This window comes from Flagellimonas halotolerans (genome assembly GCF_035818535.1).
In the GTDB taxonomy this organism is placed as follows: domain Bacteria; phylum Bacteroidota; class Bacteroidia; order Flavobacteriales; family Flavobacteriaceae; genus Flagellimonas; species Flagellimonas halotolerans.
In genome coordinates this window covers 1-24,760 of the sequence record NZ_JAYKYV010000016.1, presented here as the reverse complement: position 1 = coordinate 24,760, position 24,760 = coordinate 1, and the positions used below count along the sequence as shown (strand labels likewise).

Here is a 24,760-nt window from a genome sequence, read left to right as displayed (position 1 = left end):
ATTATTTTATGCAAAAACTTTACTTGATGGATTCCAATATTTGCTCGTCCTTCTGTTTTTTGGAAAAGTTGATGGCACATTCAATTAATGCCAAATGCGAGTATGCTTGTGGAAAGTTGCCCAACAACCTTTTAGTTTTAAAGTCGATGTCCTCGCTAAACAGCCCCAAATGGTTGCTGTAGCCCAATAAACGTTCAAACTGTTCCAAGGCCTTTTCCTCCTCCCCTATTTTGAACAAGGCATTGATGAACCAAAATGTACAAATGGTGAATGATGAGGAAGGAAGCCCAAAATCATCTTCGTTTTTATATCGGTACAAAAGACCATCGTTGCTAAGCCCATCTTCTATGGCTTTGACCGTATTTACATATTTAGGGTCGCGCGCATGGATAAAACCATACGGTTCCATCAAAAGCACCGAGGCATCCAAATGGCGGGACCCATAACATTGCACAAAGGCATTGATATCATTGTTCCAGGCGTTTTCGTGGATATCTTCCTTAATTTCCTGCTCAAGGGCCGTCCAACGTGCCAGTTTTCGGGTTTTACCGAACATTTGAGCCACTTTTATAGCGCGATCCAAAGCTACCCAACACAACACTTTGGAAAAGGTAAAATGTTTGTCTTCCCCACGGAATTCCCAGATACCTTTGTCCGGTTCCTTCCAGTGTTTTCCAACAATCCAAACAATTCCTTTAGTAATGCTCCAAAGTTCCTCCACATTCTCAATATCGTTGCTAAAGTTCCTTAGTTGCTCATAAATCACATCCATCAAAATGCCATAAATATCATTTTGACGTTGCTTGTAGGCCGCATTACCAACGCGAACAGGTTTGGAGCCTTTGTATCCATCAAAATGATCCAAGGTCTTCTCTGTTAATGTTTTTTCCTTGTTGATACCATACATAATCTGGAGTTTTTCATCTTTGTCAGGCATCAAATCAATAATAAACTGAAGATAACGCTTGGCCGAATTCTTATGTCCAAGTTCCGAAACCACCTTTATTACCATGGATGCATCACGAATCCAGCAAAAACGGTAATCCCAATTCCTAACCTCACCAATGGTTTCGGGCAAGGATGTGGTCGCAGCTGCCAAAACCGCCCCAGTCTTGTCGTAGGTCAGCATTTTTAGGGTTATGGCGCTCCTAACAATTTCTTCTTTAAACTTTTTGTAGTCGGGTGTCTTTGCTACCCAATCCAACCAATATACCTTGGTGCGTTCCAGTTCCAGCCCCATTTTATCCGTGGTCGGCATCAATATCTTTTCGTTGTAACGAATCAAAAAATATCCGTCTTCCTCCAAACTTATCTCCTCACCACCCAAAACACGCTCTTTATCAAAAGATGTGTACAGGAACAAGGTGTCATATTTTAACTTATGGGTAAGGCTGGCAATAAAATCCTCTTTTACAAAATGTTTGGTTGCACCTAATCCATATTCCAATTTAGGGTCATATTTTACCTTGAATTTTGGTGCACCAGAAACATATTTTACATAGCGGATAATCTCTGGCTGCGCCATGTACTTCCCATGCATTTTATGGTGACGGGGCATAAAGTCGTGCAACTCAAAAATATTATCCCCATCGGTAAAGCGTGTAATCAAAATCGCCGTGTTGCGATAATATTCTTGTTGAATGGTATAATCACCATTTGGGTGTATCTCAAAACTGCCCCCTTTTTGCTCATCCAACAGCTTCGCAAATATCGATGTTGAATCAAATTGCGGCAGGCAACACCAGTCTATGGAGCCTTCTTTGGAAATTAATGCCGCACTTCTGCAATTTCCTATAATTCCATAATTCAAGTTGTCCATAGGTCAAAAATTCTCAAAAGGGTTAGAATGAATTGGTTTTGCGCTCGAATTTCCCGAATTTTAAAGAAACAAAAAATTAAAATACGTCAAAAATCATCCTTTTATGGGAAAAACTATCATAATCTCAAATCGATTACCCGTTCAGTTACAAATTAGCAACGGAACCATTAATGCAATACCAAGTGTTGGGGGTTTGGCTACGGGGATGAAATCCGTACATAGCGGTGGCGAAAGTCTTTGGATAGGTTGGTCCGGGTTAACCGACGAGGACACACCCGAAGAACTTGAAGATGACATTGATAAAGCATTAAAAGAACATGGTTGTGCCAAGGTAAAGCTCAATTCCGATGAAATTGATGGCTTTTACTACGGTTTTAGCAATAGAACCATTTGGCCCCTGTTCCATTATTTTTTGAAGTATTCCGAGTTTGAACTGAATTATTGGGACACCTATAAAAAGGTAAACCAGAAATTTGCAGATGCCATTATAGAAAATTCGGACGAGGACGACACTATTTGGATCCATGATTACCAATTGATGCTGGTTCCTCAAATGGTGCGTGAAAAACGTCCCGATACTACAATCGGATTCTTTTTACATATTCCCTTCCCCTCTTTTGAAATATTCCGAACATTGCCTTGGCGTGATGAAATTTTGGAAGGATTGTTAGGCTCGGATCTTATAGGTTTCCATACTTACGATTACGAAAGACACTTTTTAAGTTCTGTACGAAGGCTTATAGGATTGGATGTAAGCTTCAACGAGATTTATTTGGACAATCGGGTCATTAAAGTGGATTCCTTCCCTATGGGAATAGATTACAAAAAATTCAGGGATGCCGCAATCTCGCATGAGTCCAAAAGCCAAGATGAGCGAAGTGATCTTCAGGTTAGGTTGGATAACCACAAAGCCTCGGCTCCAGATACCAAGCTCATCCTTTCCATAGACCGATTGGATTATAGCAAGGGCATTGCAAAACGTATCAATGCTTTTGAGTACTTCCTTCAAAAATATCCAGAATACAAAGAAAAAGTGAGATTGATTATCCTAGCTGTGCCATCTCGCTCCAATGTACCTCAATATCAACTGTTAAAAAGAGAAGTTGATGAACTGGTAGGAAGGATCAATGGGGAATTGTCCACCATAAATTGGACCCCGATCTGGTATTTCTACCGTTCCTTGCCATTCGAAAGCTTGATCGACCTATACACTTCCAGTGACATAGCGTGGCTTACCCCGCTCAGAGACGGAATGAACTTGGTCGCCAAGGAATATATCGCCACACGGACGGACAAATCCGGAGTACTTATTTTAAGTGAAATGGCCGGTTCCGCATACGAAATGAACGAAGCCCTGTTAATCAATCCCAATAACTTTGAGCAACAAGCGGACACCCTAAAAAGAGCCTTTAACATGCCATTGGAAGAGCAAGTTTCCAGGAACACTTTTTTACAAAAAAGATTGGAACGCTACAATGTGGAGGTCTGGGCCAACGAGTTCATGAACGCCCTAAAGGAAAATAGGGATTTGGGCCAAGCCTTTATTTCCGAAAAAATGTCGCCACAAATCCTCATGTCCATTGAAAAAGCTTATATAGCATCGAAAAAACGCTTGTTGTTCTTGGATTATGACGGTACCTTGGCCGGCTTCCATAAAGACCCACAACAAGCCTCTCCCGATGAAGAACTTTACGAACTTTTGGACGAATTGCACCAGCAAGAGAACACCACTGTATTTTTAATAAGCGGACGAGACAAAGAAACCTTTGGCCGTTGGTTTTTGCCCAAAAAATATAATATGATCGTAGAACATGGCGTGTGGATTTCCAGAAACGGCGATGACTTTAAGTTACTGGAACAAGTCAAAAGCGGATGGATGAGCAAAATAAGACCTGTTTTGGAATCTTTCGTGGATAGGACACCCGGCTCCTTTATCGAGGAAAAAAATTATTCCTTGGCTTGGCATTACAGAAACACCGATCCCGATTTTGGTACAAAAAGAGCAACAGAACTCAATACTGTTTTACGTAGTTTAATCGGGAATGACGATATTAGCGTTTTAAACGGAAACAAGGTCATGGAGGTAAAAAGCAGCAATGTAAACAAAGGTAGGGCCGCCACGAGAATGTTGAGTGAAGGTGATTATGACTTTGTATTTGCCATTGGTGATGACTGGACGGATGAATTTATGTTCCAAGAACTGCCAGATTCGGCAATTACCGTAAAAGTGGGACTCAAAAAAACACAGGCCAAATACCATGTGGAAAACACCAAAAGGGTACGGCAACTTTTAAAACGTTTTACAAAACAATGACACGAGGTTTTTTTTTGATTTGCTCATTATTGGTAAGCGCTCTAGGGTGGGCGCAGACCGATACGGAAGTCTATCTTTTTGACCTTAAGGTAAACAATGCAAAGCCTACCCTGTCCAATCCAAAAAATATTTCCAACAATCCCGGTTACGATAACCAACCCTCTTTTTGGGATGATGATTCTGTTTTGTTTGCTTCAACAAGGCAAGACCAAACAGACGTTCTTCAATTTAATGTGAATGAGGGCAGCACTTCGTCTTGGTTGACCTATACCACGACAGGAAGCGAATATTCGCCCCTTCGCATCCCCGGTAAAAATGCTATTTCTGCAATTCGATTGGATTTGGATGGCCTGCAACGTTTGTATGAGTATGACTTTGAAACAAGCGAATCAACCCCGATCACAGATCTAAAGATTGGATACCATGTTTGGTTTAACGACCACATTTTGGTAGCTACCGTTTTGATGGAAAATAGAATGGACTTAAAAGTTATGGACCTTGAAAAAGGAACACAACAAACCGTTCACCAAAACGTAGGTCGATCATTGCATAAAATACCGGGAACGGACCTCATTAGTTTTATAAGCAAGAGAAATAATACTTGGGAAATAATGTCTTTGGGCCCCATTACGGGTGAATCAAAGAAAATAACCAAGACTTATGCCCAAGAAGAAGATATTTGTTGGTTGGATGAAAACACCATCATTACTGGAGCGGGTAAAAGGCTTTTGACAAAGAAACTGAGTTCAGATGCTGATTGGGAAACCATCATTGAGTTTCCACAAGAAGAAATCAATAACATTAGCCGTATTGCTATCAGCCCTAACAGCAAACGATTGGCATTTGTGGCCGAGGAATCACCGGCAAAAATTATTCAAAAGCAAGTAAAAGCCTTTAATAGTCGAGATTTAGATGGATTCGTAGCCTGCTTTGCAGACAATGTACTGGTGCAACGTTTTCCCAATGAGAAAATGTATCAAGGAATTAGTACCATGAGGGACAACTACGAACGCTTCTTCGAAAACGTAAAATCTTCGAGCGTTGAAGTGGTGAACCGGATCATCCTCGGAAACACCATAATAGATGAGGAAAAAACCAAAGTAGATGGCAGGGACGGACACCAAGTCGCCATCTATCAAGTGGAAAATGGATTGATTGCTTCCATGACCTTTGTTTTCCCCGATGGGCCCTTGACCGATGCCGAAAGTGTTGTACAGGAGCAATTGGAGGCCTACAACAATAGGGATATTGAGGCTTTTACCGACACTTATGCCAATGGGATTGAGCTATATGATTTTCCGAAATCGCTCAATCTAAAGGGTAAATCCAAACTTGCACAACGGTACGGTTCCTTTTTTGAGGATACCCCGGATTTGCATTGTGAAATACAAAACAGAATCGTAATCGGAAACAAGGTAATTGACCATGAATCCGTAACCGTCAATGGAATGCCCATAAATGCCATTGGCATTTATGAAGTAGATAATGGCGAAATTGCCAAGGTTACGTTCATCAAATAATTTTTAAAGAATTTTAAACTAACTAAATCTAACAAAAATGAAAAAAGTACTTACGCTCCTATTGTTAACCATCACATCCATTGGTTTTTCCCAAACCGATACCCGGATGTACGACATCATCAATTCCGTATCGGCAGATCGTATTGAAAGTGATGTGACCACCCTCGTTAATTTTGGCACAAGGCACACTTTGAGCGATACCGTTTCACAAACCCGAGGAATTGGTGCCGCAAGGAGGTGGATCAAGTCAGAGTTTGACAAAATTTCTTCTAATTGTGGAGATTGTTTGGAAGTGTTTTATCAAAAAAACCTGATTGAAGAAGGTGATAACGCCCGAATAGTCAAAGATGTTGAAGTTGTAAACGTAGTGGCGATTCAACGTGGAACCAAGTTTCCGAACCGCTTTATTATTATGAGCGGTGATATTGATTCACGCGTAAGCAATCCAACCAATTACACTTCCGATTCTCCTGGAGCCAACGATAATGCCAGCGGTATGGCGGGCACCATTGAAGCTTCGCGAGTGCTATCCAAGTACAAGTTCGAGAGTAGCATTATTTACGTTGGTCTTTCGGGTGAAGAGCAAGGACTGTATGGTGGAAAAGGCTTGGCTGCTTATGCCAAGGAAAAAGGCTGGGATATTGTGGGTATCCTCAATAATGATATGATTGGGAACATCACCGGAGTGGACGGTGTGGTGAGCAATAGGGATTTCAGGATTTTCTCAGAACCCGTTCCGCCTACCGAAACCGAACAAGAACGGAGAGCAAGACGTTTTTACGGTGGCGAAGTAGATGGTATCTCCCGCCAATTGGCCAGATATGTGTACAAAACCACCAAAACCTATATGCCCGAAATGAACCCCATGATGATTTACCGATTGGATAGGTTTGGTCGTGGTGGTCATCACAGACCTTTTAATGATGCGGGATACGCGGGTATTCGAATTATGGAGGCCCATGAAAATTACACACAGCAACATCAAGATATTCGTGTGGAAGACGGCATCGCCTATGGTGATGTGTTGGAGCACGTAAATTTTGAATATGCCAAAAAACTTACTGCTGTCAATGCCATTAGCCTAGCTTCTATTGCGTGGGCTCCGCCAGCTCCAGAAACCGTAGAAATTGGCGGTATTGTGGAACCAAGCGCCAAACTAAGATGGAGCAAAGTGGATGGGGCCGTTGGCTATAAAATCTATTGGAGGGACACCACCTCGCCTACTTGGGACAATTATAAATATGTTGGCGATGTTAGCGAACATACTTTGGAAGGCGTAGTTATTGATAATTACTTCTTTGGAGTGGCCGCTGTTGGTGAGAATGGGCACGAAAGCCCGGTGGTTTTCCCAAACAAGGTTTTTAGGTAGGATTTGAATGTCATTCCTGGGAAAGCAGGAACCCAGGGTATTTCATAGGATAAGATTGGATTCTGCACCAGGTGCGGAATGACAGGTTGTTACCTAGACACAACACAATTTTTTTAACTGATTTTAAACTACTTACCAAGTATTAATTATGAAGCAGACTTTATTTGTTGCTTTTGTTTTTGGGTTGAGTATTGCATCTGCGCAAAATTTTACTAAACAAGACACTTTAAGGGGCAGTATAACTCCAGAAAGGGAATGGTGGGATTTGAACTATTATCACCTCAACGTGAAGGTGGAACCCTCCGATAAGTTTATTTCGGGGCACAACGTTGTTCGGTACAAGGTTTTGGAAGATGCCAAAATACTTCAAATTGACCTACAAGAGCCCATGAAAATTGAGTCCATCACACAAGACGGTAAAAAATTAAAATACACTTCTGTAGGAAACGCTCATTTCATCAAACTGAAGAAAAAACAGGTTCCCGGTGAATTCAACGAACTAAAAATAGCATACTCTGGGCATCCTAGAGAAGCGGTAAGAGCTCCTTGGGACGGTGGTTTTTCATGGAAAAAAGATGCTAATGGCAACCCTTTTGTTGCGACATCGTGCCAAGGTTTGGGCGCCAGTGTTTGGTGGCCCAATAAGGACCACATGTACGACGAAGTGGACAGTATGCGCATTAGTGTCACCGTTCCCAAACATCTTATGAATGTATCCAACGGACAATTGGAAAGCGTTACCAACAAAGGCGATTTTAAAACCTATAACTGGGTGGTAAAAAACCCCATAAACAACTATGGTGTTAATGTTAACATTGGAAATTACACACACTTTAGCGAAAAATATGAAGGTGAAAACGATCCTTTGCAACTGGATTACTACGTGTTGCCCGAAAACTTGGAAAAAGCCAAAAAACAATTTGCTCAAACTCCAATGATGTTGCAAGCTTTTGAACATTGGTTTGGCCCCTACCCTTTTTACGAAGATGGCTTTAAATTGGTTGAAGTGCCTTATTTGGGCATGGAACACCAAAGTTCTGTTACCTATGGCAATAAATATGAAAATGGTTATTTGGGTCGGGATTTGTCGGGCACCGGTTGGGGTCTACAATTCGATTTCATCATTATACATGAGGCTGGGCACGAATGGTTCGCCAACAACATCACCTACAAAGATATTGCCGACATGTGGGTACACGAAGGTTTTACGGCCTACTCTGAAAATCTGTACCTCGATTATCATTTTGGCAAAAAAGCATCTGCCGAGTATGTGATCGGAACTCGTACCAATATCCAAAACGACATACCCATTATTGGCCCCTACGGAGTAAATCAAAAAGGTTCGGGGGATATGTATTACAAGGGTGCCAACATATTGCATACCCTGCGCCAATTGGTGGATGATGATGAAAAATGGCGTCAAATATTGCGAGGACTCAATAAAGATTTTTACCATCAAACGGTAACCACCAATCAAATCGAAGATTATTTAAGTGAAAAATCGGATAAGGATCTATCCGCTTTCTTCAATCAATATTTACGTACCACGATGATTCCTATCTTGGAATATAAAATTGAAGATGGCTCCATTGCCTATCGCTATGTTGATGTGGTAGAAGGTTTTGATATGCCCATCAAAATATCCGTGGGAGATGAAGAAAAATGGCTGTTTCCCACAGCCGAGCGGAAAATGGAAGAACTGGAAGGAAGCAGCAAGGTAGTTTTTGATGAGAACTTCTATATAGAGACCAAAAAGATGTAGTCCGAAAAACATTTGAAAACAAAAAGGCTCCGCATATTACGGAGCCTTTTTTATTTGATTTATCAGTTGTTTAATTAAACTGTACCTGTGTCAGTGCAAAAGGGCTTCCCCCCTCACCTTCAGCTTTGTAGGTAAGGTATAGCTCAGGTTGTACTCCATCGGTTTTTTCAATGGGTATTACAATAGCTCCTCCTTGGCCACTGAGACCATCAGGATTAAGTTGTCCTGTTCCGAGGACTTCGCCATCAGGTGCTCCAGCCCTTAACTCCATGGTGTAGCCTATACTTGGAGGTTCTTGCCATCCAACAATGGCCATCAATCTACTTACACCTGTCAAATCTGTGTTTTCTATTTTCAACCATCCTTCGGCAGCGTTCAAAAGTTGCAACTGCATTCCACCAAAGGCCATGGCCTGCATACCCTCCGTAGGCGTACCCTCTGGAAAAGTCATGGTATTACTGGCCAAAACAACCGTTTTTGAGCCTGTTAATGGCAACGCTTCCGCTGTTCCTTGATCGGTGTAACTAGCTGTCAGTAAAAATACTTCTCCCTTCTCCTTTGCCTCTGGCGTTACTGTACCAGTTAAAGGGAGTGATGGTTGCTTATTGCCGCCACCTGTCAAGGACTGAATGTACTGGGTAATTTGTCTAGCCTCCATTTGAGTGACATTTGGGTGGGCAGGCATTACCACTTCACCCCAGACACCGGAACCGCCTCCAATAATTTTAGCCATCAAATAGTTGGTAGCACCTCGGTCGCCCTTGTACTTCTCCGAAACTTCAAGATAATTTGGTCCAATCGACGCCTCTTTTTCCTTGTGGCATGATTTGCAGTCCAAACTCTGGGTTAACGCTTTGCCCATTACAGCACCGGATACTTGCTGGTGGCCCAAATTCATGTTGACCTCATCCATACCTGAACGATATTCTACCGAAACATAAACATTATCCTCATCGACTTCGCTATCCGCATCCGAAACGGAAACCTTGTAGCCGATTGGTTGTCCTGGTATATAAAATGATGAATTCGCTTGGTCCAATTCAATATCAACTACAGGTCGCTCATTGCCCGCAACTATAGTTTGATCAAGGCTCGAAACTTCCTCGCCTGCTGTATCTTTGGCTGTTACATTAAGTTTATAGGAGCCTGCATCTTTGTACGTATACGTTAAAGTGGGTTCTGTAGTCTCCTGGGTAGTTCCATCTCCCAAATCCCAAACATAGCTCATGTTATCACCTTCCCGATCATGGGCTTCAACAGTGGCTGTAACAGTAAGTGGCAGTGAACCGGAATCGGTATCCACTATAAAATTGTCTATTACAGGGGCTCGGTTGCCTCCATTATATTCAATATAGCTCAAACCACTGTCCGGGTTTGCAGAGAACCAACCACTTCCGTATTCCAATAGGTAAACGCGTCCATCGGGACTCATTTCCATATCGATCAAATTGCTTAATTCGATGTCTGGTGCAAAAGGCTCCATTTTGTTTACAGAACCATCTTCAAAAAGATGAACGGCCATCATCCAACCTCTCATCCAATCATAAATGATTACTTTTCCATCGTAATAAGACGGTAAACCTCCGCCATTAGGGTATAAATCTGACCAATACGTAGGTCCTGCCATAGCGTTTCTTCCTCCCGAACCTGTTTGGGGGAAATCCTGGCTTTCTCCATAATGATAATATGCATATGCTGGTTGGGCAGGAGGCAACTCTCTCAAACCTGTATTGTTCTTGGAATCGTTGATTGGTTTCTCTGGGTCGAAAAACCTTCCGGATTCCCCAGTTTCATAATTATACTTGCTATAGGCAAAATTATCTCCGATAAACATGGGCCAACCGTAATTCCCAGGCTCACGGGCCTGGTTCATTTCATCATATCCTCTTGGGCCACGGGTTTCGAGACTGTCAACTCGTGCATCAGGTCCCACATCACCCCAATACAAGTATCCACGTTTTAAATCAACAGAAATCCTGTATGGGTTACGATGTCCCATGGTATAAATCTCTGGTCGTGTTTTTTCTGTACCTTCAGGGAAAAGGTTACCCTCGGGTATATCATAACTTCCATCTTCGTTGACTTTAATTCTAAGTATTTTACCACGAAGATCGTTGGTGTTTGCAGATGTACGTCTAGCATCAAATTGTTCCTTGCCCGGTATATCGTTCAAGGGTGCATATCCACTATTTACATATTTGGCCTCTTTGTCATCAAAAGGTGTAGAGTTATCTCCTGTAGATAAATAAAGAAGTCCATTGGGGCCAAAGGCAATAGATCCTCCTGTATGGCAGCATATTTCACGTTGGCTGTCCAACTCAAGAATTACTTGCTCGGAATCCATATCAAAATTCCCATCCTTAAACTTAAAACGCGAAAGTCGATTTTTCCAATTGTCGCCTGATGGGGCATAATACAGGTAAATCCAATTATTTTCCGAAAAATTTGGGTCTTTTTGAAGTCCCATAAGTCCTTGTTCAGCATTTACCCCTGGTGTTTCCAGTGTTTTATGGTATACATCCAAAAAGGCAACTTGGCTAATTTCCTTAGTCTCATCGGAATACAACATTACTTCTCCCCTACGCTGTGCAATCAACACATCATTGTTTGGTAGCACGGTCATTTCCGTAGGCTCAAAAAATTGTCCCGTAGACAATGTTACTTTACTGAAGCGATCGGTCTCGGGTGGTATTTGGGATGTTGCCTTGGCATAATCCAATTCAAGGTTTTTACCGATGGCATAGTTAATACCGCCAAGAACATGTTTTAGAAAGAGTTCCTCGGAATAACTTTCGTCCGTATGTCCTGCTGCAGTGTAAAACGCACGGCCACCATCAAATTCGTGGTACCAGGCCATTGGATGGTACTCCCCGTTTTCGCCACCTTCGTAGGTGGACTCGTCCACGGTCATCAAAACATTGATGCCATCGTAAATATTTTTGTAGTTGTACAATTCATCGCTACGGTGCCATACGGAATCTGTAAAAAATTCTGTAGATTGATGGTTTTTATCTTTTATGATAAAATCCGCCTCCGGTGTTCCTGCTGGATGGCTCAAGAATTGAGCGCCGACCAATTTGTTGTACCAGCCCCAATCGTACTCGGTATCGGCCGCTGCGTGAATACCCACATAACCTCCTCCTGCTTGAATGTATCGCTCAAAAGCTGCTTCTTCACGTGCATTGAGTACATTTCCTGTGGTACTTAAAAACACGATTGCGGAATACTGAGCCAAATTTTCGTCGGTAAATAATTGGCCGTTTGTTGTAGTGTCAACAACAAAATTGTTCTCTTGGCCCAGTTTTTCAAGAGCCGCGATTCCTGATGGGATAGAAGCATGTTTAAATGCCATTGTTTTTGAAAAAACCAAAAGCTTGGGCGGCCCTTGGCGTTTTTTCTCACACCCAACAAGAACAAAAAGTAGGCATAACGCCCCTAAAATGTAATTCTTCATGTGCATTAATAATTGTTGTAAAATCTTAAAGTTTAGTTTTGGCAATTAGCTAATAGCTAACTATGTGGCAATATAATTACTATTTTGCTGAAAACCGGCCTCTATTGTCTCAAATTGTAAAAATAAACGGATTCGTTGTAATTCAACGATATTATAACTCTGTTTTAAAACGGTCTATCATGCTTTTTTACAAATTGAGGCACCACTTCCATAAATGGTCATAATTATTTGTCCCTACCGTACTTTTTGTGATAAATCCATGCTGCTACTCCCCCAACAAATGCAAAAACGCTCAACATCAAGAATACATTTTGGTGTCCCAATTCCTCTCCGGGGTGTGCATCCAGCAGCATACCGTAGGCCGGACCCGCAAAGACATCGGGGGTATAGCCGATCAAAGAGATGAGTCCGACAGCGGTTCCCGTTAATGCCATTGGTATTTTACCAACGTGCATTACTCCAAAATACAGGGCCCGTATGCCATAAACCCCTGCCGCAATAACAACTACCGATATAAAAAACAAGAGTGTGGTTGTTGGGGCTATCACGCCACTGGCAAAGAGCAATCCTCCAATCAATGCCAAAACAAAGCTTACCACTAACAGCCATGTAATTTTCAATCTATCAGCGATCAAACCAAAAAGAATGCCTGTGGTAGGACGTAGAAATTGTAGCAGGGTTCCCACTTTGGCGGAATCCACTTGATTGTACAACATGACTTCTTCGGTATATTGCGAGATGATATCCGTAATCTTGTAACCTACATAACCACACAGTATAATTACCATGAGCAACCAAACCGAAGGTAATTTAAGCACTTGTTTAATATCTTTCCAAGAAATGCGTTCGAGAATGATTTTCTGATCACTTTCTGTGGTTTTCATGAAAAACCACACTAATACCCCTACCAAAATAATAATGATGGAGGCTGTATATAGAACATAAGTGAACGCTTTTTTGCGGTCATCAAGATCGGGAGAATCCGATAAAAAAAACGAAAAGACCACTACGCCCATCAAACTGAACAAGGCGCCTGTTAGTCCTCGACCACCATCGAGAAAGCCAAAGGCTTTTCCTTGGGAATCAGTTCCTCCCCAAATTCTTGTGGCCTTGATCATGGGTGCCCAAAAAAGAAAAATAGTGGTAAAACCCCACCAACCGTATAATATTTGGAGTACCCAAAATGCTGGATAGTGAGCAAACACAAAGCCACCCAAAGCAGTCATCCATAAGGCAATGGCTATCAATTTTCGGGCTTGATATTTATCTGCCAAATGTCCGCCCAGCACATAAGAAACCATCGCCACCAAACCGTACACCGAAAAGCAAAGCCCCAACTGAACATTGTCCAACTCCAAAACATCCAACACAGTGGGTCTAAAAACGCGCGGCAATACAAAAGGAAGGATAAAGATGGCCTCTCCCGAAAGAATCAACAATAATAAATAGAACCAACTCGGTTTTGTTTCGTTCAAAACTAGGATTTGGATAAAAGTCACTAAAAAAACCGGAAAAACCCAAAAGCATGAAGAATAAAAAATCGGGTATCTTTAAGGTTTCTAAAATCGACCCTAAATGATCCGACTACTTTTTTTATCTCTTATACCTATTATAATAAGCTGTAAAAAGGAGACCACCAACCATTTCGATTTGGCAATCACCAATGCCCAGGTCATCCATCTGGAAACTGGAAAAGTTGAACACCAGAACATTTTTATTTCCAACGGTATAATTGAAGCGGTCGAAGCAGTTGGCTCAATTAATTTTAAAGCTGATTCCACCATCGACGCCTCTGGAAAATATCTACTGCCCGGGTTTTGGGACAACCATATCCATTTACGTGGCGGGGACTCTTTGATTGCAAACAACAAGAATTTTTTAAAATTATTTATTGCCAACGGCATTACCACGGTCCGTGATGCAGGTGGTGACCTTACCCATTCTGTTATGGAATGGAAAAACAAAATCGCTTCGGAAGAATTGACCGGCCCCACGATTTTTACTGCAGGACCTAAAATTGATGGCCCAAAAGCCACTTGGGCGGGCTCTTTGGAAGTTGAAACGGAAGAAGCTGTTGTACAGGCTTTGGATTCCCTTGAAGCCTTGAACGTAGACTTTGTAAAAATTTATGATAGCAGAATTTCTCCTAAAAACTACCTAAAAGCTATCGAAGAAGCCAAAAAAAGGGGATTCACTGTATCGGGCCACATGCCGTTTACTGTTACTTTGGATGAAACCATTAATGCTGGGATGGATGGCATTGAACACCTCTACTACATAATGAAGGGGAGTGCCGGCAATGAACTTGAGGTTACCAAAAAAATGAACAATGGCGAAATGGGCTTTTGGAACGCCATGCCCGCTCTTTTGGACGCTTATTCGGATAGTACCGCGCAGGCGACTTTTAATAAATTAAAAGAAAACGATGTCTTTGTGGTGCCAACGCTTCATATTGGAAAAACATTAAGTTATTTGGATGAGGTTGACCATACCAAGGACAAATACCTTAAATACATGGGCAAGGGAATAATTAAGACCTATCAAGGTAGAATCCGATCAGCATTAAATTCATCTGAAGAAGCTAGGGAAAATCGCAAAAAACTTGATACTTTCTTTGGTAAATTGGCTAAATCACTTAACGATGCTGGGGTTCTGCTATTGGCCGGGTCGGATAGTGGTGCTTTTAACTCCTACACATACCCCGGCATATCTTTGCACAAAGAATTACAGGTAATGGTGGAAAACGGAGTATCGCCATTGAACGCACTTCGCACCTCAACCTTGAACGGTGCTAAGTTTTTAAATAAAACCGATGACTATGGAGCTGTTTCCAAAGGAAAAGTGTCAGACTTGGTTATTTTGGAAGCCAATCCGTTGGATGATATTGAAAATAGTCAAAAGATTTTTACAGTAATCAAAGGAACCCAAGTATTTTCCAAAATTGAGTTACAAGAATTATTGAACAGTGCTGCAATTGAATAATATCGTTTTAAACTAACGCAATTCCTTTACACTATTTAAAGATCAACGTTTCATATTTTGGTATCTTTAGCATTTCATTTTTTTTAAACCTATTATATGATCAAAAAATTAGCAACCCTATTTATCTTATTTGGATTATTAACCGTAAATGCCCAACAACCCGGGGAGGATGAAATGGGTGCCTGGTACATGTATTTTGGCACCAACAAAGTTTCGGAACGCTTCAGTATTCACACCGAGGCCCAGTTCCGATTTTACGAAACCACCAGCAACTTTAACCAAATGCTTCTGCGAACCGGGCTCAATTATCATATAAATCCAAATGCCATAGCTACGGCCGGTTATGGTTATATTGGCACGGACAATACCTTCTTTGAACTCGAAGGCGAGGTCAATTCCAAAGAACATCGAATTTTTGAGCAGTTTATTCTAAAGAATAAAGTTTGGGAATTTCTATTTGAGCACCGTTACAGGTTAGAACAACGTTTCTTGGATTCTGGCGAGACTACAGAAACCCAGCATCGGGCACGCTACCGTATTCAGATGACCTTGCCCCTTACAAATACTTTTTTCTTGAATTTCTATGATGAGCTTTTTATTAACCTCCAAGATGATTTATTCGGTCAAAACCGACTATACGGAGCTGTTGGCATACACATTACGGAGAACAGTAGTGTGCAGCTGGGGTACCTGAGAAACCAGTTTGCAAATGCCGTTTATAACCGATTACAGTTGGGAGTTTTCTACAATCCAGATTTGAGGGGACTCTTCAAAAAGAAGAAACCTTAAAAATGTTTGACAGCAGTACATATTATCCCTAACTTATAGGCTAATCTTTAAAACAATAATTTTAATGAAAAAAGTACAAATAACAGTCCTAGCGCTACTATTTATAACGGCCTTTAGCTGTAAGCAAGCAAAAAAAGAAGCCCAAGAAACAACGGAGGAAGTTGAGGAAACCGTTGAACAAGTGGCAGAAAAAATCGACCCACAGGTCATTACTTTTGAAATGGAACCAAAAAGCGATAGCAATGTAAGTGGTGAAGTCGTTTTTACCCAAGATCAAGGCGAAGTGATCATGAGAGCTACCTTTTTAGGACTTGACGAAGGTGAGCATGCCATTCACCTGCACGAAAAGGCCGATTGTTCGTCTGCCGATGGAAAATCAACCGGAGGACACTGGAACCCAACTTTTGAAGAACACGGAAAATGGGGTTCGAAAGATGGTTACCACAAAGGCGATATTGGTAATTTTACCGCTGATGTCGATGGGAACGCCACCGTAGAATTTTCTACGGACGAATGGTGCATTGGTTGCGGCGATGAGAAAAAAGATATTTTGGGAAAAGCGGTAATCGTTCACCAAGGTGTTGATGATTACACATCGCAACCTTCAGGTGCCGCAGGAGCAAGAATTGCCTGTACCGGCATCATTCAATAATATTGAAATAACAACAATGCAAAAAGCTGTCCAACCGGGCAGCTTTTTTTGTTGACCGCCCTTTAAATATTGTCTAACTTGGACCTGAATTTAAAATAACCGGGATGAAAAAATTTCAAATTGCCGCATTAAGCCTGTTACTGGTAGCCGTTTTTAGCTGCAAGCAAACAAAAAAAGAAGAAGAAAAAACAGAAGAAACGGTTGCCAAGGCCTATAGTATTGTAGAAGATTCCACCACTGTTAGGTTTACTGCCTATAAAACTACAGATAAAGTTCCCGTTGGCGGAACTTTTCAAGAAGTTGAATTGACTTACACCTCTGGCGAAACACCCGAAGAAACATTGAACGGGCTTGAATTTACAATTCCTGTAAGCAGCCTTTTCACCAATGACCCCACCAATGTTAGGGATCCCAAAATTATCGAGTTCTTTTTTGATAAAATGATAGAAACACAATCCATAAACGGAACCTTCTCTTTTGATGAAAGCAACAAGTGTTCCGTGAACCTGAGGATGAACGGTGTATCTGCAGAACTTCCCGTGGAATATGAAATCACCGATGACAACCATGTAAATTTCTCGGGGATTGTGGACTTGAAGAAATGGAATGCTTTGGATGCCTTGGCTTCTTTGAACGAAGCTTGCAAGATATTACACACTGGTTCCGATGGTGTCAGCAAAACTTGGGAGGATGTTGCTATCGAAGGTTCTGTTTTATTGGAGCAGAAATAAGCAATAGCTTTTCAACAAAGATTTATGAAGAGGGCTGTTAAGAGCAGCTCTTTTTTTATATATTTAACCAACTTCGATGAATCTGGACAACCTCATACAGCAATTTCAACAAAAAGACACGGTCGCTTTTGAGACCTTGTACAATATGTATGCTGAAAATATATGTGGGGCAATCAATGTAATTGTCAAAGATTCCGAGCGGTCCCAAGAAATTTGTCAAGATGTATTTGTGAAGATTTGGGAGAAATCGAACCAGTACGATGCTTCCAAGGGACGTTTTTTTACATGGTTATTAAACATTGCACGGAATGCCGCTATCGATGAAGTGCGCTCAAAAGCCCATAAGAACAAAAAAAAGAACCTTCCCGTTGATTCTCTCGTAGGTATTTATGAAAACGGCGAAGATTTAAACAGTAAAATGGACACCATCGGTCTTCAATCTTTATTAAAAGGGTTGAAAGAAAAGTGCATTTTATTGATAGATATGCTTTATTTTAAGGGGTATACCCAGAAAGAAGCGGCCAAAGAGCTCAACACGCCAATTGGTACCATAAAAACAAGGATAAGAAGCTGTATTTCTAACATTAGAAAAAATATGGCATAAGCATGGATGTAGAAGAATACATAGCGTCTGGAATATTGGAACTCTACGTTGCTGGAGCACTGCCCCCCGAAGAAAATTTGGAGGTGCAGCATTATGCCATTCAGTACCCTGAGATCAGAAAAGAAATTGAAGCAATTGAAAGAGCTATCCTTGAACTTACCGAAGCCGCTTCGCCAAAAATGCCACAGGATGGGTTTGCAAAGGTAAAGGCTGAAATAAACGATGTTATTCCATTTACTCCCCAAACCACTTCAAGCAAGGCAACTCCGTGGCGAAGTTATTTAGGATGGGCAGCATCGGTACTATTGGCCATTGGTTTGTTCTGGATGTATACGGAAAATTCCAAACTCAAATCCGAGATAGAGCTTACCAATCAGGAAAAACAAAGCTTGGAGGACGTTCTGTCCAACACCCAAGAAGAAATAACCCTTAAGGAAAACCTATTGCAACAGCTTAGGGACAAAAACGTGACGGTGATCGCCCTTGGCGGACAAACGGTATCCCCATCATCTTACGCAAAAGCCTACTGGAACAAAGAAGAAAACAAGGTGATTATTGATGGGCAAGGTCTGCCTGAGCCGCCAGATGGGTTCACCTATCAGGTTTGGTCCTTGAAATTAGACCCGCTCACCCCTACAAGTATTGGGTTGCTGGATGATTTTGCATCACAGGACACCAAACTCTTTACCTTGGAAAACGCCAACGATTCAGAAGCATTTGGTATTACTTTGGAACCTGAAGGCGGTAGTGAAACGCCAACGCTGGAACAATTGTATACCTTGGGTGCAGTTGGTTCCTAAAACCATTTTTTTCGTTTAAAAATGATAATGGAGGTTATAGTAACAACAAGCATCACACCCAACAATATAAAATAACCGTAGGGCCATTTTAACTCGGGCATATTTTCGAAGTTCATACCATAAATACCGGCCAAAAATGTAAGTGGGATAAACACTACCGAAAAAATGGTCAAGGTCTTTATAACCTCGTTCAATCGGTGTCCTTGCACACTGAAAAAAAGGTTGATTTGGCTTTCCAATTCCATAATATCGGAATCTATATCGGTGATCAATCCATTGATCTGCTCCCTGAGTTCACTAAAATACTTAGTCTGAAATCCTTTTACCTCCACCCTTTCTAGTTTAACTATAATATCCCTAAGCCCATGTGACGCCTTTTTAAAATCTTGAATGACAGCCTTTTTTTGTTCCACTTCGAACATAAATTCCGGTGTAGGCTCACGTTTTACAATGGCATCCAATGCGTTTTCCATTATCACACTTTCCTCATATTTATCCTTATAGTTGTTTATCAAGGTTTCCAGAATAAAGAAAAGGAGGTAATCCGCCCGTTTTTTTCTGATGATTCCCTTGTTTTCGAATATGCGTTGGCGAATCCAATCAAAATGGTCGCCCCGTTTTTCTTGTATGCACCAATTAAAATCCTTGGACACCACAAAATACATTTGTTCGGATTCCATACCATGCCCTTCGGTTTTTAGGATTTGGGCAGCAATAAACAATTGGTCTTCCAATACTATGACCTTATTGCCCATTTTTGGGTTCAACAACAATCGTAATAAAAAATCATCCAGGCCATTGCCACCAACCATTTGTCTAAACTCCTCCATATACTCCAACCCATAAGTGTTTACCCAGGTAATGGATTTATCTCCTTTGGAAAGTTGCATATCTTCCTGTAAAGAGAATTTACGGTTGTAGTAATTATCCGGCGAGTAATTTATTACCCATGAATTTTCTTCAAATTCTGTTATCATGGCTTAAAAAGTGAAAGGGTTTATTCGTAGTTTAGGACTATAAGTTAATCCAAATTTACTAAGAACCATTATGATTGACCCCATGTCCTTTAAATCCGAGATTTTATTCACTATTGTTCTTCTGGCCATCATCATAGCCCTCAATTCGTTGAGCAAAAGGGCCATTAGGCGTTTTGGCAAAATCAGTTCCATTGATATGAACAGCAGGAAAATTATTTTTTACTTGAGCAACTTGCTGTATTATCTAGTAGCGTTCATTGGAATTTCGTTGATCTGGGGTGTAAACTGGGAAGATTTTTCTGTGTTTATATCGTCCATCCTGGCCATTCTGGGAGTTGGGTTTGTAGCCCAATGGTCCATTTTGTCCAACTTAACGGCCAGTGTTATACTGTTTTTTAATCATCCATTGCGTTTGGGCGACAGGATCCGCGTAATGGACAAAGATTTTGATTGGACGGGCAAAGTAGAGGATATTAGCGGTTTTTACCTTTTTATGCGCACTGATGATGGCAAACAAATAACAATACCTACCAACTTGGTGATTCAAAAAGGAATAGAAATATTAAAAGAGGAAAAAACGGAACCCGACTTAAGTGCCGATAAATAAAACGCCATGGCTTTACAACCATGGCGCACCTAAAAACAACAACCAAGCCGAGACCATGGCGATCTCCAACCTAGGTTCTTATAAGAGATAGTTAAAGACTAGCTATTTGAACCTCTTTAACAGGCCCAAGTTCGTATACTGCCCCCATTAGCTCTTGTTTTAATTCGCTTACTTTTTCTTTTTTGCCATTGGCCTTATAGATTTCTGCCGCTTGGTGAAGAATGGCCGGCTCATACGTAGCACCGATTACGTGCTTTTCTATAACCTCCATGGCTTTTTGTTCCTCTCCCAAATAAAGTAAGCTATATGCCAACCATCCATAAGACTCTGGCGTAGGTCTGTTGTTCACTTCTTTCTGTGCCAGTTTAAATGCACTCTGTTCCACATCCATGCTCAATAAAAAATCTACATTATGGGCATTGTACATATCGCCATAATCTTTGTTGTTGCCCACAATCCTATAATAGCTGTCCAATGCTTGGACTTTGAGCATATCATCATTTAAAAAGGAGGCCACTTCGGCTTTCAACAGGTAATATTCGGGAGATTTGTTCTTTTTCATGATGGAGTCCAATATCCGGAGGGCCTCGGTGCCATTTCTTTCGTGTGAGTATACTATCCAAGCTATACCTTTTTTGGCGTATGCATTTTGAGGATCTATCCGGAGCGCTCTTAGGTACAGCTTATAAGAATCTTCAATTCGCCCAGCATGTCCGTAAAAATCGGCAAGATTGGTATAGGACCACAATAGCAAATCTTTGTTTTTTGATGATTCGGCCTTAGCTGTGGCCTTTTCCATAAATTGAATGGCCGTATCCAAATCCCCTTTGTGATCGTTCCATTTTGCAACACGGATCAAATAGCCAAAGTCGGACATATTTTGGATACTATCCAAATATTGGTTGGCCAAATCATAATTGCCCAATTCCATGTGCAGGTCAAACAACAAACTCTGCGTTTCGTTTACGCCACTTCCCAAAACCCTGGCTTCCTTGGCTAATTGCAGTGCTTCTTTAAAACGGTGTTGGGAGATATAATTCCTGGCAAGAGCCCGCAAATATCCCGATTTGCCCACGGCAGCGATTTCCACGGCTTTTTTAAGGGATTGCTCGGCATCTTTTAAATATTTGATGTCACCCGTTCCTTCAAAAAAACGGCTGTATTCTCCAGCTACATTGCCCAAACTGAGCAATTGTATACTATCGGATTTGATTTTGTTATCCCAAAGTTTAAAGTATTTGGATGTGGTCCTTACAGGTTCTGATGCCAAAAAGTGATCGTAATCCTGTCTGTTTGTTTTGAATTCAGTTTCTTCCTGCTGACACGACACCAAAAACAACAGGGCCAGCGGCAAAAAGATATATTGTATTGTAGTTTTCATTTTGTTGTTGTTTTTAATTAAAAAAGGGGAAGGAAAGTTTCCTTCCCCCATCCCTTTCGTAGCAATTACTCGGGTGCTCCCAAATAGGGAAATGTAGTTGAAATATTGGCCGTAAGCCCAACACCATCAGATGTTAGCCTTGGCAAATCGGCCATACCATCGTCATCAAGATCTTGACCACTAAACCGGTCACCTTCCATACCTCCGAAGAACAAAATCAGCGATACATCAATAATGTCATCGTTTGGGTGTCTTCCTGTTAGAGCCACCTCATCCCCGTCGGGCACCAACACGTTGCCATCGCCATCAAGGTCGGTGCCTGGATTAAAATATGTTGTAGGAAGATCAGGGGCTACTTCTAGCACATCAGCCGCTAAGACCGTGGTCAAGGTCGCGGCATCCAATCCTAGAATATTGTTCTCATAATTCACATCGGCAGGGTCCAATCCCAGTTTAAGGGCGTACACATCGTGGTATTGCTCCAATCTGGCTTGAAAACCTGCTTGGAAGGTGGCTGCCATTTCCGAAGGAATTGTGGTGTTGTGGGCATCTTTAACGCTTGCCTCACCTTCCATATCAAAACTCAATGTGGTATTTATTCCTGGGCGACCAAGGTGGTCTACCTGTGCAAATGTTCCTGTAAAATCGGCTCCCATCATATCGTCGTCGTCCATCATATCATCATCCATCATCATATCATCGTCCATCATCATGTCGGCTCCGTTGTCATCATTGCTGCAGCCAACCACTAGGCCTAAGCTAAGCACAAGGGCTGTTATGTAAATTGATTGTCTTAGTTTCATAATATCTGTTTAAAGTTTCTTATTGTTTTCTGTTTGTAGTCACCCAAGTTTTATATACTGAAAGTCCAAGGGCGTTCGTAGCTGTTGGTACTCCCAACATGCTGTTTGGAATTTCCACTATAATGGAAAGTGTATTGGCGCCATCAAAAGTGTCTGCAGCTTCTTCTGGGGGCAAAAACCCTCCCGGAGCGGAATCCGTCTCAGGAGATATCACTGCATTGAACTGGAAAAAGTCAAAAAAGAATGGGTCTTGTCTGGGCCCAGCAAAAAGTGATACTCCATCAGAGGTTGTTTCTACAATGGAGGTAGCACCAGAAATCTCCACATCGCCCAAAGCAGCATCGGTATACACTTCGCTGCTCAAGCCTGTTTGAGAAGGAGCCGTTGGACCAAAAAAGTACATTCTACCGTCTCTTGCGATGGCTTGGATCACTTGGTCCTCTACCAAATCACCATCCAAATCAATATTGATTTCGGTAAGTACATCCTCGTCAAAAGTTCCGTAAGCCAACTCGGGCAATACATTGGATTGCAGGTCCACTACAAATACGGTATTGTCCGACCCCTCGCTGGGTTCAAAAGCATAAAAATCGGCAATGTCCGCAGTGGTTCCAGCCGAAGAGGGCGCATCTATATGGTCTGCAGCAACCAATACTGTGGATGCAATTACCAAGGCGCCTAAGCCTAATAGGTATTTCGTTGTTTTTTTCATGTTACTTGTTTTTAAAGTTTCGTTCACCCCTACCTACGGAACCTTTTAGGGGGTGGTTTGGTTTTTAAATGTTAAAATTATCTTAATGTAATTTTAATGAAGTACTCGCCCCTAGATCAAAAAAAGTCGGATAATTTGTTTTACTTTGGCTAGTCAATTCATTAAAATGAACCCTTCTGCCTCTGGATGGATCAATAAGTTTGGTCACCTTGTAGACCAAGAGTCTTCTAAATTTAAAGACTTTAACAGCCTGTACAGGGAACTCAAAACAAATGGCTTTATTTACGGCGTGCATTTAGATATATCTTCCTTTATTGAGGTGGAACACACCTTGAGCGAAGATGAAATTGCCAAGATCAACTTGCTCACGGCTTTATATTTTACCTATACTTTTGAAGTGGGGAAAACGGATTTCGAAGCATTTGTGAACAAAGTGTTCGAGTACTATCAGTCTTTGAATGTTAGTAAGGTTTCTTTCCTTAATAGAATATTGAGCGGTTCCAAAACGGAGTCCCAACTTGAAAAATTGATTGATTCCAGAATCTATTTAAGTGACAATACTTTTAGCAGGGCATTGGGAAATAGCCTGACCAATTCCTTGCTGTATGTTGACATCCTCATATTTATGGTTTATCTCCGAGGCAATAGGGACATGATGGAACATGCCCAACTTTTGGAGTACGTGACCATCAACATTGTTTACCATGCGCTCAACTCCAAAGAGACCCACGAATCTGATGAGAAATTAATTCAATTATTGGGTTCATCCCTAACCTATGTCGACCTCGACAAAACAAAATTTATTGGAAATTTTTCCGATTTATTGACCCAAAATTTTACCGAAAATGAAAAGGATTATTTTTTGGATATGGCCTGCTTGACCATCTGGGAAGACAAGGCTTTGGACTACACCGAAACGGACTATATTTTTGGTTTGGGAAAGGACCTTGGAAGGTCTAAAAAAGAGGTGGAATTTGAATTGGGATTTGTTGCGGATTTCTTTGAAAAAAACAAGGACAAAATTGCCTATCTGAACAGCAAAAATTTGGCCGTTCAGTTTTACGATGGTATGTCCAAAAATGTGAGCAAACTTATTCTTAGAAATAGCAAAAGATTAAAAAAGGAGCTCACCCAAAGCAGGGAGTTGGTCGCGCTTTTATCCAAGTCCACGGTCAAGGATTTAAATGCCGAAGAGAAGAAAAAAGTACAAAATCAATTGCTCGATATTTTTAAGAGTATTCCCTCTTTGGCTATTTTTATGTTGCCCGGCGGAGCGATTCTTCTGCCTATTTTTATTAAATTGATTCCGAAGTTGCTTCCCTCTGCTTTTGATGATAACCGAGTGGAAGAAAAATAGCGTTTTTTACCTAAAAAAGCTGCTATAAGAAATATTTATAGTTGATTTTTAGGGACATTCAGGAGTAAGCCTGCTTTTTCATGAACATTAAACTAAATGCCACTGAACCATATTGGTTTTAGTGGCA

General features: G+C 41.3%; 19 protein-coding genes. 12 read left to right on the top strand and 7 right to left on the bottom strand.

The window, feature by feature from the left end:
- Positions 1-19 precede the first annotated feature (19 nt).
- Positions 20-1,819 (bottom strand): glycoside hydrolase family 15 protein, encoded by a 1,800-nt coding sequence (locus VM932_RS14655; RefSeq protein WP_326279687.1) that lies wholly within the window; start codon positions 1,817-1,819, stop codon positions 20-22.
- A gap of 103 nt (positions 1,820-1,922) precedes the next feature.
- Between VM932_RS14655 and VM932_RS14650 the strand changes: the two genes are divergently transcribed.
- The 4 genes from VM932_RS14650 to VM932_RS14635 all read left to right on the top strand — a co-directional run bounded on the left by VM932_RS14650 (position 1,923) and on the right by VM932_RS14635 (position 8,784).
- Positions 1,923-4,133 carry a bifunctional alpha,alpha-trehalose-phosphate synthase (UDP-forming)/trehalose-phosphatase gene (locus VM932_RS14650; protein WP_326279685.1) on the top strand — a complete coding sequence of 737 codons (2,211 nt, stop codon included), beginning with the start codon at positions 1,923-1,925 and terminating at the stop codon, positions 4,131-4,133.
- Positions 4,130-5,653 (top strand): nuclear transport factor 2 family protein, encoded by a 1,524-nt coding sequence (locus VM932_RS14645; RefSeq protein WP_326279683.1) that lies wholly within the window; start codon positions 4,130-4,132, stop codon positions 5,651-5,653. The genes VM932_RS14650 and VM932_RS14645 overlap by 4 nt, the downstream gene beginning before the upstream one ends.
- 37 nt (positions 5,654-5,690) lie before the next feature.
- Positions 5,691-7,022 (top strand): M28 family metallopeptidase, encoded by a 1,332-nt coding sequence (locus tag VM932_RS14640; protein ID WP_326279681.1) that lies wholly within the window; start codon positions 5,691-5,693, stop codon positions 7,020-7,022.
- A 148-nt stretch (positions 7,023-7,170) separates the two neighbouring features.
- Positions 7,171-8,784: a M1 family metallopeptidase gene (locus tag VM932_RS14635; protein ID WP_326279679.1), complete on the top strand. Its 1,614-nt coding sequence runs from the start codon at positions 7,171-7,173 to the stop codon at positions 8,782-8,784.
- A gap of 70 nt (positions 8,785-8,854) precedes the next feature.
- Here the strand turns inward: VM932_RS14635 and VM932_RS14630 are convergent, their stop codons facing one another.
- Both VM932_RS14630 and VM932_RS14625 read right to left on the bottom strand, forming a co-directional pair.
- Positions 8,855-12,238, bottom strand: a complete 3,384-nt coding sequence (locus tag VM932_RS14630) for a ThuA domain-containing protein (protein ID WP_326279677.1) — start codon at positions 12,236-12,238, stop codon at positions 8,855-8,857.
- 224 nt (positions 12,239-12,462) lie between these two features.
- A complete protein-coding gene (locus VM932_RS14625) occupies positions 12,463-13,713 on the bottom strand; it encodes an MFS transporter (protein ID WP_326279675.1) in 1,251 nt (416 codons plus the stop codon).
- Between the two features lie 100 nt (positions 13,714-13,813).
- On the opposite strand from VM932_RS14625, the gene VM932_RS14620 reads away from it, so the two are divergent.
- From VM932_RS14620 to VM932_RS14595, 6 genes are all read left to right on the top strand, one after another.
- On the top strand, positions 13,814-15,220 hold the full coding sequence (locus VM932_RS14620; protein WP_326279673.1) for an amidohydrolase family protein: 1,407 nt from the start codon (positions 13,814-13,816) through the stop codon (positions 15,218-15,220).
- A 96-nt stretch (positions 15,221-15,316) separates the two neighbouring features.
- Complete coding sequence (locus VM932_RS14615; protein ID WP_326279672.1) at positions 15,317-16,009, top strand: DUF2490 domain-containing protein; 693 nt, start codon at positions 15,317-15,319, stop codon at positions 16,007-16,009.
- Between the two features lie 64 nt (positions 16,010-16,073).
- Complete coding sequence (locus VM932_RS14610) at positions 16,074-16,661, top strand: superoxide dismutase family protein (protein ID WP_163625676.1); 588 nt, start codon at positions 16,074-16,076, stop codon at positions 16,659-16,661.
- 104 nt (positions 16,662-16,765) lie between these two features.
- Positions 16,766-17,392 (top strand): YceI family protein, encoded by a 627-nt coding sequence (locus VM932_RS14605; RefSeq protein WP_163625677.1) that lies wholly within the window; start codon positions 16,766-16,768, stop codon positions 17,390-17,392.
- Positions 17,393-17,468: 76 nt separating this feature from the next.
- The gene (locus VM932_RS14600) at positions 17,469-17,996 is read left to right on the top strand and encodes an RNA polymerase sigma factor (RefSeq protein WP_163625678.1); all 528 of its coding nucleotides are present in this window, start codon (positions 17,469-17,471) and stop codon (positions 17,994-17,996) included.
- 2 nt (positions 17,997-17,998) lie between these two features.
- The gene (locus VM932_RS14595) at positions 17,999-18,796 is read left to right on the top strand and encodes an anti-sigma factor (protein ID WP_326279666.1); all 798 of its coding nucleotides are present in this window, start codon (positions 17,999-18,001) and stop codon (positions 18,794-18,796) included.
- Here the strand turns inward: VM932_RS14595 and VM932_RS14590 are convergent.
- Complete coding sequence (locus VM932_RS14590; protein WP_163625680.1) at positions 18,793-19,773, bottom strand: CorA family divalent cation transporter; 981 nt, start codon at positions 19,771-19,773, stop codon at positions 18,793-18,795. The two genes, VM932_RS14595 and VM932_RS14590, sit on opposite strands and share 4 nt — an antisense overlap.
- 82 nt (positions 19,774-19,855) lie before the next feature.
- Here VM932_RS14590 and VM932_RS14585 point away from each other — a divergent pair, with 82 nt between their 5' ends.
- Positions 19,856-20,380, top strand: a complete 525-nt coding sequence (locus VM932_RS14585; RefSeq protein ID WP_326279662.1) for a mechanosensitive ion channel family protein — start codon at positions 19,856-19,858, stop codon at positions 20,378-20,380.
- A 91-nt stretch (positions 20,381-20,471) separates the two neighbouring features.
- Here the strand turns inward: VM932_RS14585 and VM932_RS14580 are convergent, their stop codons facing one another.
- From VM932_RS14580 to VM932_RS14570, 3 genes are all read right to left on the bottom strand, one after another.
- Positions 20,472-21,761: a tetratricopeptide repeat protein gene (locus VM932_RS14580; RefSeq protein ID WP_326279661.1), complete on the bottom strand. Its 1,290-nt coding sequence runs from the start codon at positions 21,759-21,761 to the stop codon at positions 20,472-20,474.
- Positions 21,762-21,826: 65 nt separating this feature from the next.
- Positions 21,827-22,564: a DUF4331 family protein gene (locus VM932_RS14575; protein WP_293164213.1), complete on the bottom strand. Its 738-nt coding sequence runs from the start codon at positions 22,562-22,564 to the stop codon at positions 21,827-21,829.
- 19 nt (positions 22,565-22,583) lie between these two features.
- Positions 22,584-23,276 carry a DUF4331 family protein gene (locus VM932_RS14570; protein ID WP_326279658.1) on the bottom strand — a complete coding sequence of 231 codons (693 nt, stop codon included), beginning with the start codon at positions 23,274-23,276 and terminating at the stop codon, positions 22,584-22,586.
- Between the two features lie 166 nt (positions 23,277-23,442).
- Between VM932_RS14570 and VM932_RS14565 the strand changes: the two genes are divergently transcribed.
- The gene (locus tag VM932_RS14565) at positions 23,443-24,633 is read left to right on the top strand and encodes an LETM1-related biofilm-associated protein (protein ID WP_326279657.1); all 1,191 of its coding nucleotides are present in this window, start codon (positions 23,443-23,445) and stop codon (positions 24,631-24,633) included.
- Positions 24,634-24,760: the final 127 nt, after the last annotated feature.